The organism is Bradyrhizobium sp. ERR14, assembly GCF_014198235.1.
GTDB lineage: Bacteria > Pseudomonadota > Alphaproteobacteria > Rhizobiales > Xanthobacteraceae > Bradyrhizobium.
The window spans coordinates 1-13,283 of the sequence record NZ_JACIHD010000045.1; the positions used below are offsets into that span (position 1 = coordinate 1).

At 59.9% G+C, this 13,283-nt stretch carries 8 protein-coding genes and 2 pseudogenes; 3 read left to right on the top strand and 7 right to left on the bottom strand.

Going from position 1 to position 13,283, the window contains the following annotated elements; all coding sequences use genetic code 11:
- Positions 1-688: 688 nt before the first annotated feature.
- A complete protein-coding gene (locus GGD62_RS40010; RefSeq protein ID WP_183714698.1) occupies positions 689-2,287 on the bottom strand; it encodes an oleate hydratase in 1,599 nt (532 codons plus the stop codon).
- A gap of 1,457 nt (positions 2,288-3,744) precedes the next feature.
- Positions 3,745-3,996, bottom strand: coding sequence for a hypothetical protein (locus GGD62_RS40015; RefSeq protein ID WP_183714701.1), 252 nt, complete (start codon positions 3,994-3,996; stop codon positions 3,745-3,747).
- Between the two features lie 722 nt (positions 3,997-4,718).
- Here GGD62_RS40015 and GGD62_RS40020 point away from each other — a divergent pair.
- Positions 4,719-5,888 (top strand): efflux RND transporter periplasmic adaptor subunit, encoded by a 1,170-nt coding sequence (locus tag GGD62_RS40020; protein ID WP_183714704.1) that lies wholly within the window; start codon positions 4,719-4,721, stop codon positions 5,886-5,888.
- A 10-nt stretch (positions 5,889-5,898) separates the two neighbouring features.
- Positions 5,899-9,009 (top strand): multidrug efflux RND transporter permease subunit, encoded by a 3,111-nt coding sequence (locus tag GGD62_RS40025; protein WP_183714707.1) that lies wholly within the window; start codon positions 5,899-5,901, stop codon positions 9,007-9,009.
- Between the two features lie 947 nt (positions 9,010-9,956).
- Here GGD62_RS40025 and GGD62_RS40030 read toward each other — a convergent pair.
- The 5 genes and pseudogenes from GGD62_RS40030 to GGD62_RS41365 all read right to left on the bottom strand — a co-directional run.
- Positions 9,957-10,883, bottom strand: a pseudogene (locus GGD62_RS40030) (IS630 family transposase).
- Between the two features lie 615 nt (positions 10,884-11,498).
- Positions 11,499-12,053, bottom strand: a complete 555-nt coding sequence (locus GGD62_RS40035; protein WP_183714710.1) for a hypothetical protein — start codon at positions 12,051-12,053, stop codon at positions 11,499-11,501.
- Complete coding sequence (locus tag GGD62_RS42065) at positions 12,050-12,169, bottom strand: hypothetical protein (RefSeq protein ID WP_183714714.1); 120 nt, start codon at positions 12,167-12,169, stop codon at positions 12,050-12,052. The genes GGD62_RS40035 and GGD62_RS42065 overlap by 4 nt, the downstream gene beginning before the upstream one ends.
- On the bottom strand, positions 12,136-12,633 hold the full coding sequence (locus tag GGD62_RS40045) for a serine hydrolase (protein WP_183714716.1): 498 nt from the start codon (positions 12,631-12,633) through the stop codon (positions 12,136-12,138). Before GGD62_RS40045 ends, GGD62_RS42065 begins: the two co-directional genes overlap by 34 nt.
- A 219-nt stretch (positions 12,634-12,852) precedes the next feature.
- Positions 12,853-13,173: pseudogene (locus GGD62_RS41365) on the bottom strand (hypothetical protein); the annotation flags it as partial.
- Between GGD62_RS41365 and GGD62_RS41370 the strand changes: the two are divergent.
- On the top strand, positions 13,070-13,283 hold a 214-nt coding region (locus GGD62_RS41370), incomplete at its 3' end, for a hypothetical protein (RefSeq protein WP_246800546.1). The pseudogene GGD62_RS41365 and the gene GGD62_RS41370 sit on opposite strands and share 104 nt — an antisense overlap.

The following is a 13,283-nucleotide window of genomic DNA, read 5'->3' on the forward strand; positions in this document are numbered from 1 at the left end:
TATCTTCAACTGACGCGCCACCAATCATCATATCCCGAATCATGGTCGCCCATGGATTCAGAACCATCAACAAAATGCAACTGTAATGCTAGGGTCTGTACTCAATAAAGGATTCCATCTGGGATTAGACTGTGATTGAAGCTTCTCAGCGGGGGGCGCTTGAATGGTATTAGCTCTAAGCAGAGCGCAGTTCGACATCGTTGAGCAGGGCCTGCACGGACAGGAATCGAAACAGCTCGCAGACCGTGGCATTGGGGCGCGCTCGCGCCGTTAGGTCGTGTCTCGCTTTAGGAAGGCCCGCAGCCGGCCGATGACTTCAGCGGTTCGCTGACCGTCACGGCGGATGTGGTCAAGGGCGCCCCCGATCTCGCCGGACGGGCGAGATGAGGCTCTCGCTGTAGATCACCGCGTGACCCTTGCCTGGTCACGGAGCCCGCCCGCAGACACTCGCGTGGCGACATGGTCCTGCTCGGCGAACCAGTCTCGCCGAGGGCGACCTCGCCCTTATCTCTATCACCGACGCAGGCCACGGCGTCCTATGCATGGGCATAGGCCTCTCCATCGCGCATACCATCGTCGAAGCGCATGGCGGCCGCATCGGGGCCGAAAACGTCCCGTCAGGGGCGCCGTCTTTCACGTCAGACTGCCGCTTGCAGTCGCGCGATCGCGACGCCGTCCCGGGAATGCGTCACCCGAAAGCCTTCTTCAGCGTCGCGAAGATCACCGCGAGCGACTTGTCGTGACGGGTCACCGGCGGCACCGGGCGATCGACCTTCATCAACTGATAGACCGCCATCTGCGCCGCGCGCACCGAATATTCGACAGTGAAGACGACGTCATGGGGGATCTCGACGAATTGGCTGACGAAGGCGAGGTTGATCGAATTCTTCGGCACCGGCAACGGCCGGTCGGCCAGATTGCGCGGCATGAACATGCTGGTGATGTAGGGCATGCGGCAGGGAATGCAGATCGCATCCTCGAACACGCTCGCGTCGAAGTTGAGGTGACCGCAGAGCTCCTTCAGGATCTCTGCGCCGCCGCAATCGGACATTGGCTTGGCCACGAAATTGCCGACGCGATCGGGGTGCAGCGCATAGCCCCAGAACACCTGCACGTCCTTCGGCTGCCCAGCGAAATGCGGCTGATGATACAGCACCACCGACATCAGCCAGCTCGAATCCCTGAACGTGACGAGCCCGCCGGTGCCGGCCCTGTTGCCGGAGAACGCCTCCATCTTGTCGAAGAAGCGGGGATCTCTGCAGGTAACGGTGAACGACAGCCAGTAGGATTCGGGGATTGAGGTGTTGAACGCAAACGGATTGCCGAATTCGGGACGTCCCTTCGCGATCCTCTCCCACAGCGCCCAGCCCTTGCTATCCTTCTTGGTCAGTTGCGGCGCCGGATCCGGCATGGTGCCGAGGCTCGAGGCGTCCGTCATTGAGCCGTTCTGGAAGAACACGAGGTCGTCGTCCTCGAGGCGGACATTGGCGGCGCGGCCGTCGCGATCGAGCATGAGCTGGCGGACGCGCATGCGCCCGCCGTCGTCCTCAAGCATCATGTCGGTGACAGCCGTGCCGCGCACGAACTGCACGCCCTGCTGCTTCAGCCAGTCGGCGAGCGGCCGCACGATCGCATCATACTGATTGTAGACCGTGCGCTTGACGCCGGCGAGGGTCTCGATCCGCGGGAACTCGTTCATGAAGCGGTGCAGATAGCGCTTCAGCTCGAGGGCGCTATGCCAGGGCTGGAAGGCGAAGGTGGTCTGCCACATGTACCAGAAATTCGATTCGAAGAATCCGGGCGACAGCCAGTCGGTGATGCGGCTGTTGCCGAGCGTCTCCTCTGATGCCTCGGCGAGCCGCAGCAGCTCGAGCCGGTCGCGCGCCGAGAAGCCCATATGCGTCACATCGACCTTAAAGCGGTTGCGGTCGACCAGTCGCGCCTGCGAATGCGCGGGCGTCTCCAAATTGAACGCGATCGTCTCCTCGCGCACGCTGAGGCCGGGATGTTCGAGCGACGGAATGCTCGACAGCAGGTCCCAGGTGCATTCGTAGTGATCGGTGGTGATCATGCGCCCGCCGCGCAGCGAATAGGCGCCGTTCGCAAGCAGCGCGCCGTCGAGGCTGCCGCCGACCAGCGGCTGTGGCTCGTAGATCACGATATCGCGCCCCGGCGCCTGCGCGTCGCGAACGAGGAATGCCGCGCCCGCGAGCGATCCGATGCCAGCTCCGATGAAATACGCCTTCATGACGTGCCTCGATTGCAATTCGACATTTCGAAGCAACATAGCATGGCCGGACGCATCCAAGGTTGCGCTGGATCAAGCGCGGTGAGGACTGGCTCAGCTACGCGGAATGGCGGCGGATTGAGCCGTTGTTGCCGCGAAAAACGTTGGTCTTGCTGCCACGCAGGAGCCTCCAAGTGAGGCACTATCCGTCACGGATTGCAACGACATCAATTCTGGAAACAGCCGATGCGGCCACGAGTTCGGGACGACTTTGAGCGAACAAGATAAAAAGGCATTGCTCGAATACCAAGACGCTATGACCTGCTGCGTCATTAGCTCTTTGAGCATGTTCAAGAGGCGGTAATCAACGCCGAACGAGAATGATGACGCCGTCGGCAAGTCGGCCTCTGAACAAATCCGCCGAAACGACAACGCGAGAACTCTTAGTGGAGGCTGCGGGAGCGAAATGTGCGTCGTTATGAGAGCGCATCCCCGGCAGTGTCTGCGCAGTTGCCTGTGCCTAGGGGAATACCACGACACGTTTGATTGTGCTCCTGCTCTTTGCCGTTACGTCGATGCCTGCTCACGCGCAGTTGCCAGTCCCCTCTGCATGGGTAAAGTAGCGAGGCTCTCTTCTCTCGATCCAAACACTCGATGCATCGACGAGGAATTTCACCGGAACGTATGTTAACAATGCGACTGGATTTTCATGCCAGGGACAGCCGGTCCAATCCGGGCCTTGGTCAACATAAACTGGATTGGCGTCGGCGCCCTGGGCGCTCGAACTTGTCATAGCAGCAACGGTTAAGCCAAGCAGAGAGAACACACGAAACATTGTATGGCCCATCCTCTTAGACTCGCTCGAACAGATGAGCGGGCCGCTAAAGTCCTCTCGCCGTTGCGGCAAGTTGATCTCAGCCAGTTACCGGCGTCACAGCGCAAGTCGCCCGATAGCGTCATTAAACGTCTCAGATCCACAGAATTCAACCTACCAAGTTTTGGAGTGATGCCGGTTGCCTTCGTATCGGCGATGATCGAGATCGCATAGCGTGCGATCTGCTAGGCTCAGAGACCGACAAGCGCGAGCCTGATGGGCCGCAAGCACCGCAAGGGCTTGCGGCCGCAGGAATGTGACGTGCCGCGCGTACGTTGTCGGTACGCCGTCTGGAATGCTAACCGCTGGCAGTCGCGGCTCGAACAGCGGACCACGTACGGCACGCTCCGCATCTCCCCTTTCCGAGCCAGATCGGACGAGCTAAATTACGGCATTGGGAACGCTGTGTGCCACGGGTCCCGCTTCTTAGGCGCGATCGCTATGTTTCGCCCTCTTTGAAGCTTCGGCTGCGAACCAGACGACCTTCAGCCCTTCGCGCCAGCCTGGCGTATGGAACGTATAGCGTAATAGCCCGCGAGGACGCATTCGCGTTGAAGCATGTTGAGCCAGCTGCCGATCAGGAACGCGCGTGAAACGCGTTTCCAGTCGCTAGCAACTTAGACGCAGCCGTCGATCAGGCGGGTCACCAGCTCGGTAGGTGCCTTTCGCTTCTTCTGAACGGCCCAACCTGGCCGCCCGCCTTTAATGGCCCCGATCCTCGGCGGCCGGCGATCGCCGCAGCCCGACTGAATTGTCGGCGCTCGAACCAGCTGTTCTTCTCGCGGAAAGCGTTGCGCATCGTGCTGGTCGAGCTGATCAACACGCCTTTGGTCTTCTGCTCGCCGCGACGTGCCTTCTTGCCGTCACCGGCATCGCCGGCCTTCTTCAACGCCACGAAGGCGGCGACAATCCGAATTAGGATCTTACAAGGAATAGTTCTTAGCGGTGGCGGTTGTTTCCGCGCGCAATCCGGATGGAAGCGGCGATCCTCTGCCGATGACAGCAGGCAATCTTCTCGATCGTATTATCGACGCGCCATCCGCCGATGGTGATGCAGGTAGGGTCGAAATCTCCATCCCGACACACGATCTTGCACTACGCTCTTGTGAGCTTCGTCCCTTACGCAGCCGTTGTCGCTCGTGGACGGGCCGGTAGAAAGTTGCTCTCCTTGTCAGAAGTTGGACAATCCGTCTGTCAGACGTAGCGACGTCGAGGTCATCCTTTCGTGCCAAATGAGTGTCTCCTTTGGCACGACACGTGCACGGCGGTCCGCATCACGTGCGTCACAGCATAAACTCTTTAGGAGCGGATCATGGTAAACGCAGAGATGCGCACGGGCGGCCACATTCATCTAGGATCGCTGCGTTACATACAAAGGTGGAGGGGGCGCATGCGCATAATCGAGTACCCTGATTTCACCGCTAAGCTCAGTGGAGCATACGGTGATTCCGCTCTTCCTATCGAATTCTGAAAATGAGGCTCACAGAAGCTCTTCATTTACCCCCCCGCCGTTCGCGCAGAGCTGTCTTCACTCCATACAATTTGGCCAAGCACGACATGAGCGAGGCAATAACGAACCAATGTTCATTTCACCCGCATAGCTTTGGATCCAGGATAATGGCGCGCGGTCTCGATAGGGCTGGCTTGTGGTTAGTTGTGCCGACGGCTCTGCTGGTCGCTGGATGCAGTGGCGAACAGTCCAGCGACACGCCGGCCGCACCACCAGAAGTAAGTCTGCCCTTCGTCACGGTGCTGACGGTGAAGCCGGAGGCGGTGACGCTCGCTGACGAACTGCCGGGACGCGTGGCTGCTTACCGAACCGCCGAGATTAGGCCTCAGGTCGGCGGGATCATTGAAAAGCGCCTGTTCGACGAAGGCTCGGAAGTCCAGGCGGGGCAAGGGCTGTTTCAGATCAACCCTGATCCATTCAAAGCGGAGGTCGACAGCGCGGCCGCAGTGCTTCAGCGAGCTGAATCCAGTCTGATGCGCTTTGAAAGTAAGTTCGACCGTGCAAGACAGCTGGTGACGAGTAATGCGATCAGCCGGGATGCATATGATGATGCGATCGCCAATCTTGCTCAGGCGAAGGCGAATGTTGCCGAGGCACGGGCTATACTCCAGCGCCGCAAGCTCGATTTGGCTTTCACAATAATAAGGGCCCCGATCTCTGGGCAGATCGGCCCGGCGCTCGTTACCGAGGGCGCACTTGTCTCGGCTAACGGAGCCAAGGCTCTTGCGATCGTCCAGCAGATCGACCGGGTCTACGTTGATATTCGCCGACCTTCTGTGCAGATCGAGGCGATCCGCGAGTCTGTTCAATCTAAGCAGCTTGATTGTCTGTCTAAGGTGCCCGTTGAGATTATCGCCACCAGCGGAAAGCCCTATCCAGTCACCGGGCGGGCGCTGTTCGCGGACGTCAACGTCGATCCCGGCACGGGCAATGTCACCGTGCGCGTCGAGATGCAGAATTTGGGGCGCTTCTTGCTTCCAGGAATGTATGTCCGCGCCCGCTTACCCCGGGTGGTGCGGCATAGCGCCTTGCTCGTGCCGCAGGAAGCCGTCATCCGGGATTTGATGGGCCGAGCGCAACTTATCATCGTCGAGCAGAACAAGCTAGCGACCCGACGCCCCATCAATGTAGGTGAGGTTGTGGATGGCCGTTACATTGTTACTTCGGGGTTGAAAGCCGGCGATGTTGTCGTGGTGCAGGGGCAGGAGCGCGTGCAGGATGGGGCCACGGTGCACTCGCAGCCATTCAAGCACGCCGCCGTGCAGGCCGAGCATTGAGAGGAGAGCTATGCCTGAGTTCTTTATCGAGCGGCCCGTCTTCGCATGGGTAATCGCTGCATTTGTCATTCTCCTGGGGGTCTTTGCAATCCCGCAACTGCCAGTCTCGCGCGCTCCAAACATCGCCCCGCCGACAGTCAGCATCTATGCAATGCATACAGGGGCCACACCTCAGGCCATCAACGACAGCGTTCTCAGTCTGATTGAAAGGGAGCTGTCGAGCGTCAAGAACCTGCTCTATTTCGAATCAACCGCCGATACGTCGGGTGAGGCGAGCATCACCGCAACGTTTAAGCCCGGCACCGATCTCGAAATGGCGAAGGTGGACGTCCAGAACCGCTTGAAGAGTGTCGAAGCGCGTCTTCCTGAGCCAGTGCGCAGAATCGGCGTTACTGTGGAATCGGCTGCCACCGGCTTTATCATGATTGTGACGCTCAGTTGCAACAATGGCCAATGTGACGAACTCGCCCTTGGCGACTACCTGTTGCGGATCCTTGCTCCTGAAATAAAGCGTGTTGAAGGCGTCGGTCGCGTGCAGGCTTTTGGCTCGGAACGCGCAATGCGCGTTTGGGTTGACCCAACCAAGCTCGTCTCCTATTCGCTATCATTAACTGATATCATAGGAGCAATTCGGGCTCAGAACGCGCAGATTGCCCCGGGACGCGTCGGTTCGGAACCAACCGTGCTCGGGCAGAAGGTGAGCATCCCACTCACAGTTCAAGGACAATTGCAGACGCCAGAAGAATTTGCGGCCATATTGCTCCGTTCAGAGCCGGACGGCTCAAAGCTCGTGCTGGCCGATGTCGCGCGCGTGGAGCTGGGTGCACAAACTTACACTTTTGCAATCCGCGAGAACGGCAAGCCGGCGACGGCTGCCGGGATTCAATTGACGCCGGGCGCAAATACAATCCGGACGACCGCCGCCGTCCAGGCCCGTCTCGCCGAGCTCGCGCCGGCCATGCCGAAAGAAATGACTTACGCCACAGCTTTCGAGACCGCACCTTTCGTGAAGATCTCGATCAAGAATGTTGTTCAGACCCTATTCGAGGCGATGATCCTCGTTTTCCTAGTCATGTTGCTGTTTCTCCAGGATGTCCGATACACACTGGTCCCGGCCATCACCGTCCCGATCTCACTATTAGGCACCCTCGCGGTGATGTGGATGGCTGGCTTTTCGATCAACGTGTTCACGATGTTCGGTATGGTATTAGCAATCGGTATCATTGTCGATGACGCTATCGTTGTAGTGGAGAATGTAGAACGCATCATGGCCACCGAGAGGCTGACGCCCAAAGCTGCTACGCAGAAAGCCATGAACCAGATCACAGGTGCAGTCATCGGTATCACGCTCGCTCTGTCAGCAGTGTTCGTTCCGATGGGGCTCACGAGCGGGTCGGTCGGCGACATTTATCGGCAGTTTTCATTATCGATGACGGTCTCGATCCTCTTTTCAGCTGTTCTTGCCCTCACATTGACGCCAGTACTATGCGCAACGGTACTTAGTCCAATCGAGGACGGCCATCGTGAAAAGCGGGGCTTCTTCGGCTGGTTCAGTCGTGCCCTTTACCGGTTGACCAACACCTATGTCGGATGGGTTGCTAAAATGGTCACGAGGACCGGCCGGATGACGGTGCTCTATGCCGTGATTGGCCTTGTTCTCGCAGCTGCGTACATGCGTTTGCCGACATCGTTTGTACCCGAAGAGGATCAGGGTAATTTTTTGACGACCTTCGTCCTGCCCGCCGACGCAACGGCAGGGCGCACTATCGAAATTGTGAATCGATATGATCAACATGTGGGGTCACGCCCAGACATTGCGCGCAACCTCTCGCTAATCGGTTACGGATTTTCCGGCTCTGGGCCGAACACCGCGACCTCGTTCACGACACTCAAGGATTGGAGCGAACGGAGCGGGACGATCGACGACGAGATTGCCAGCGCAACGGCAGCCATGGTCAGCGCACCGGAAGGGCTGATCATGAGTTTGAAGCCGCCTGCCATCGAATCACTAGGGACCACTTCAGAGTTTTCCTTGCGTCTAGAGGATAGAGCCAATCGCGGCATTGCTGCATTGATGACAGCACAAGCCCAGCTGTTGCAGCTTGCGGCTCAAAGCAAACTCGTGGGAAACGTCCATGTTGAAGGCCTGCCGAGCGCGCCGAACGTCAAGCTGAAGATCGATCGACAGAAGGTTGAAGCGCTGGGTGTATCGTTCATCGCGGTCAGTGATACCCTCACGGCTGCCATCGGTTCAACTTATGTCAATGATTTTCCAAATGCTGGACGCATGCAACAGGTGATCGTGCAAGCCGAGGCGGCGACCCGAATGCAGGTTGACGATGTGCTTAGGCTGTATGTCAGCAACAATGCAGGCGCCATGGTGTCCCTATCAGAGCTCGTCACGCCAATCTGGGAAACTAGCCCTCTCCAGTTCGTGCGTTATAACGGCTATCCGGCTGCACGCATTGCAGGCAGGCCTGCACGCGGGATATCCAGCGGCGACGCGATGCTGGAGATGGAAGGACTAGCGTCACAATTGCCCGCAGGTTTCGCGGTTGAATGGACCGGGCAGTCGCTGCAGGAAAAGCAATCCGCCTCGCAGGCTCCCTTCCTGCTTGCTCTCTCCATGCTGGCCATCTTTCTGGTGCTAGCTGCGCTTTACGAGAGTTGGTCAATACCGTTCTCGGTGATGCTTGTCGTACCGCTTGGAATCATCGGTTCTGTTCTTGCAGTCCATCTTCGTGGGCTCGAGAATGACGTCTTTTTCAAAATCGGTCTAATAACCATTACCGGACTTTCAGCCAAGAACGCGATTCTCATCATTGAATTCGCCCAGCATCTTCGCATTCAGGGGCATTGCCCAATGAAGGCCGCCGTCGAAGCAGCCGGACGTCGATTGCGGCCGATTCTGATGACCTCGGTGGCCTTTGCACTCGGTGTGGTCCCGCTGATGCTTGCCCGTGGCGCCGGCGCCGAAACCCAGCGCGCAATTGGGACCGGCGTATTCGGTGGGATGATCTCAGCAACCGTCCTTGCTGTGTTCTTTGTGCCGGTCTTCTACGTCGTAGTCATGAGATCTTTCGGGCGTGGCAGAGAACGCGCATCCGTGCGAGCGCACTAGCTACGCCTTCCAGCAGACCCCGAAACCGCTTTCCAGATTGAGACGTTCGTCTTATATAGTACTTTCGAGCAGAGCTATGCAGTAAAGTAGGTGATGACTGCTTGAGATGGGCAGCGTATCGAGGCGGATGCCGAATACCACAGAACCTCTCAAAGAGAGCGATACGCCATGTGACCGAGCGTCCCTAAGAGATGTGCGATTTGCAGGCACGTCGGGCGCACGCGCGCAGATAGCTTCTTCTACAGGCCCGCAGGGAAGAGCACGGCTAGTGCTGATTGGCGCGACGCGGGAAAGCAAGAAGGAACTGATCGGCTTCAGATCGGCGTGCGGAAAGTCGCGCAGAGCTGGGCAGAACTCCTGGTCCTTCGAGGAATGCCCAGCTGGCGTTCTCCATCAAATGCCAGCGATCTGCGACCTGAACCGTGTGCGGCGGGGCCTTTTGCCTCGGCATCGCCCTAGCCTCCGCGCCGGTCGCTGGCGAGGATCGCGATTGAGTGATGCGCAGCGAGCCGTCCCCGGGCGACTGCAGGGCTCCTCGTCCAGCAACAGGATCACGATCCGAGGCGTTACATTACAGACGATGCTGGCGAATCGCAGACCGCGTGGCTAGGGTCAATAATCAATGCCGCTAACCCTGAGTGGGCCAGCCGGCTGATGGTGACCGCGTCGGACCAGGCGCAGGAGGCTATCCGAGCTAATAGCAGTAGCACCCGTTTTGCACCTCCTGCTGCCAAGAAGATTGCGAACAGGAAGATTCTGCGCGCCTGTCGTATCAGGTTGCGATCTGTCGGACGTCTGCGAGACGGCGGGTCATCGCTCCATGACATTGCGGTCTCTGTAGGCCCTATCGCAGCGATGCGGATGCTTGCGGCGCGGATTCGGCCGGATGACAGCCTTGATGCGGCGTGCGGCCAACTCGTCGCGCAAGCTTCTAGAGCAGTTCCCGATCAAGTTGGCTTGTATCCGGCGGCTCCGAAGTAGTTGGCGCATTCGCGCGGCGTAGAGCGGTCGAGGCAACGTCCGATGGCAGCCCACAGGCCTTCGACGGTACGCTCGGCGGCAGCAGCGCTTTCAGCTTTGAGAAGGCGTTCTCGATCGGATTGAAGTCGGGACTGTAGGGCGGAAGATAGTGGAGCTTTGCACCGGCAGCCTCGATCGCCGCGCGGACGCTGGCGCCTTTGTGGCTGCCCAGATTGTCCATGACGACAATATCGCCCTGCTGCAAGTCCGGAACGAGAACGTGATCAGCATAGGCCTGGAACACAGCTCCGTTGATCGGCCCATCGAGAACCATCGGCGCGACCATGCCCGACAGGCGCAGCCCGGCGACAAAGGTCGTGGTCTTCCAATGGCCGTGCGGGATGGAAGCGCGTAGCCGCTCGCCACGAGGCGTGCGCCCGCGGGGTACGCGCCATTTTGTCGACGCCGATGTCTCGTCGATGAAGATGAGCCTGTCGGGGTCGAAGGCGAGCTGGCCGCCGGCCCAATCCTCCCGCTTCTTCACGACGTCCGGCCGTTCCTGCTCGGCAGCGTGCGCGGTTGTTTTTTGGCGCTGGAAGAAGCGCGACAAGGCGGAGACGCTGAAGACATGTTCATCGGCGGCGAGCACCGCCTTCAGTTCCTTCAGTGTGCTGTCAGGCCTGGCCGCAATCAGCGCGAGGATAGGGTTGGCCTGAGCTTCAATCGCCCGCGAACGCCGATCCCCGCCCTGCGGCTTCGCCGTTACCTTGCCCGTCCTTCGCGCCTGCGCCACCCCAGCGGATCGCGCTCGACGCGCCGACTCGAAAGTGCGCCGCTGCCGCTCGACGCGACATACCGCCTTCAACAGCGGCGACTAGGCGCTTACGAAGATCGGCCGAAATGGATATCGCCATGCCCACCGGCCTCCTTCGCCGGCAGACAGCTTCAATCAGAACCAGCCTGTGGAAATCCCAAACGATTCAATCTGGTCGAGACCCGCTCTAGCGACTGGCATCGACTGCTTTCGTGCCGCCTTTAGCCCACCGGGCGGCGAACAATAATTGGTTTCTACGAATGCCTGATGTTCTTGTCGGCTCTGGAACGGGTGACAACATGAGAGCGACGCATCGAGTCCTGGGCCCGGAGGAGCGAAGAACGATGAAGGCCTCCACTAGCCAAAAAACAGTGAATAGAGGGTGCCACCTGAGAACGGTTGAATCTGAGGTCATGCTCGACAAGAGTCAACAGGCCGCCGAAGAGACCTGCCCCTTGCTCGAATGCCGCGACGAGAACCGCTCCGAGACCTCGGATGTGCTCGCCCGCTTTACTGCGGGCAATAGTCAAGAGCGTGTAGTGCGTCGTTATTTATTCCGAACCCTCAGGCGCACATCACGCGTCATATCTCGACCAACGTCAGGCCTCATCGTGAAAGGCCTCGTACGGCGCAGGCAGGAACTGAAGTGAGTCCAGCAGGCAGAGCCCCGTGGGGTGGTGGGTTGAGGTGATCCTCAGTGCCCACTAACGCGGTCCTATCGGATGGCTCCGATCGCGAGGTCCGCGAAACGCTCGAGGCGCTCCAGTTTTTGCGAGCCCTCGACGAATCCTGCGGAGAGGAAGATCAGCGTCAGGTCGCGCTCGGTATCGACCACGAAGCTGGTCGATGCTCCCCCCACGGCGGCGATCGTAGTCGGGGACGCGGTGCGACCCGCCGGGCTGAGGAAGTCCCCCTCGCCGCGCACGTAGCTCCCGAGGAGCGTGAAGTTCGCGGGGAAGACTGGGCCGTCCGTGCGCCCTTGGCCCTCGCCTGCGGCCTTACGTGCAGCGGCAAGTTCAGAGGGAGGCGCCGTGCGAAGAATCTGGAGCAAGATCTTGTACCGTTCGGCGGCAGTGACCGACTCCAGCGGCATGTCGCCCGTCTGGTTCTGTCGTGCCATCCCAAACGTCTCCGGTGCGATGATCGGTGCCGCGTTCGGGTGCCGCCCGATCAGCGCCTCGGTGAAGAGCAGGATGTCGTCGATCTCCGCGAAGGCGTTGCCCGACGGCACTTCCGCACGCTCGTCGAAGGCGCTGAACATCTTCATCATGATGGAGGTGGTCGGACCCTGGTTCGCGGGCGTGAAGGAACGCGCCTGGGATCCTTGAGGGGAAGGCCGATGCTCGTCGATGTCATCCCGAGCGGCTCGAACAGTTCCTCGCGCATGATCCGCTGGTAGGAGCGGTGCTGGGGTCGTTCTCGACGAGGATCTGCCCGAGTGCGTCGTATCCCGTGCCGAGGTGTAGACGGCGCGGGTACCCGGCTCGTACACCGGCCCTGAGTGCCTTGATGGCCTTTGTCTTGCGAGGGAGATCCCCGCCCGCGGTCATGGGAAGAGGCGGCGGCACGGGGGCTGTCGGCAGCCCGCTGGTGTGGCACAGCAGCTGGCGGATGGTCGCGTTCTCCTTGCCCTTGACCCCGAACCCGGGCAAGACATCGTCGACGCGGGTCTCCAACCCGAACCGCCCTTGTTCGATCCAGCGGTGGACCACGACAGCGGTGAAGGCCTTGGTCATCGACATCAGCAGGTACCGGTCGCCGGGTGCCGCCGGTCGGCCGGGCGAGACGGTCCCCAGGTTGGCCCGGTGGACCACCTTCCCTCCGCGGGCCACGAGCAGCGATGCTGCCATAGTTCAGGCCCGCATCGATGTCGTCTTGGACGGCCCGGTCCAATCGCGCCAGGGCGTCCGGGTCCATGCCCGCCGCGACGGACGTGATCGTCTCTGTCACTGTAATTTCCCTTGTGCAGTAGCCGGGGAAGTCGGAGCGATCGGCTCCGACCTGAAAGACACGTCGGAAGAGCATTTATAGATGCTCTCTGTATCTAAATTGGAGCCTACACTTTATACTCAATGCGGCTCCGGCACGATCAGAGCGCCGCACCGTTGACACGGCTGACCATCCCGGCCGTACGAAGGATAGGTGGGTCTCGCTGGGCGAGCGTCACCCCCTGATTCGTGGTCGGGGCATTCGACCAGGACGCCCTTCTCGAACTTCGCGCCGGCTCGGACCAGCGCGACGAGGTGGGGTGCGTTGACCGCCCGCCACCGGACCTGGACGGACTCGATGAGCTTGAAGGCCATCGCGATGTCGGCGGCGCGTGAGCCGGGTCCCTTGGTGACGCGCTGGCGGAGCCGGACGGTGGCAAACGTCGACTCGATCGCGTTGGTAACCGGTATAAGATTCTCGGTGCTGATGTTCGGCTGCGGCTTTCAAGATCGTGGCGTATGGTGCGACCATCCGGGACAGAGGCACCGGGAGCACGAAAGTGTGGGCAGGC

Excerpts from the sequence above, each read along its gene's own strand:
- GGD62_RS40020 (WP_183714704.1), top strand. The coding sequence starts at position 4,719 with ATGGCGCGCGGTCTCGATAGGGCTGGCTTGTGGTTAGTTGTGCCGACG.
- GGD62_RS40035 (WP_183714710.1), bottom strand. The coding sequence starts at position 12,053 with ATGATGAAGATGTTCAGCGCCTTCGACGAGCGTGCGGAAGTGCCGTCG.
- GGD62_RS42065 (WP_183714714.1), bottom strand. The coding sequence starts at position 12,169 with ATGCGCGAGGAACTGTTCGAGCCGCTCGGGATGACATCGACGAGCATC.
- GGD62_RS40045 (WP_183714716.1), bottom strand. The coding sequence starts at position 12,633 with ATGGCAGCATCGCTGCTCGTGGCCCGCGGAGGGAAGGTGGTCCACCGG.
- GGD62_RS40010 (WP_183714698.1), bottom strand. The coding sequence starts at position 2,287 with ATGTTGCTTCGAAATGTCGAATTGCAATCGAGGCACGTCATGAAGGCG.
- GGD62_RS40025 (WP_183714707.1), top strand. The coding sequence starts at position 5,899 with ATGCCTGAGTTCTTTATCGAGCGGCCCGTCTTCGCATGGGTAATCGCT.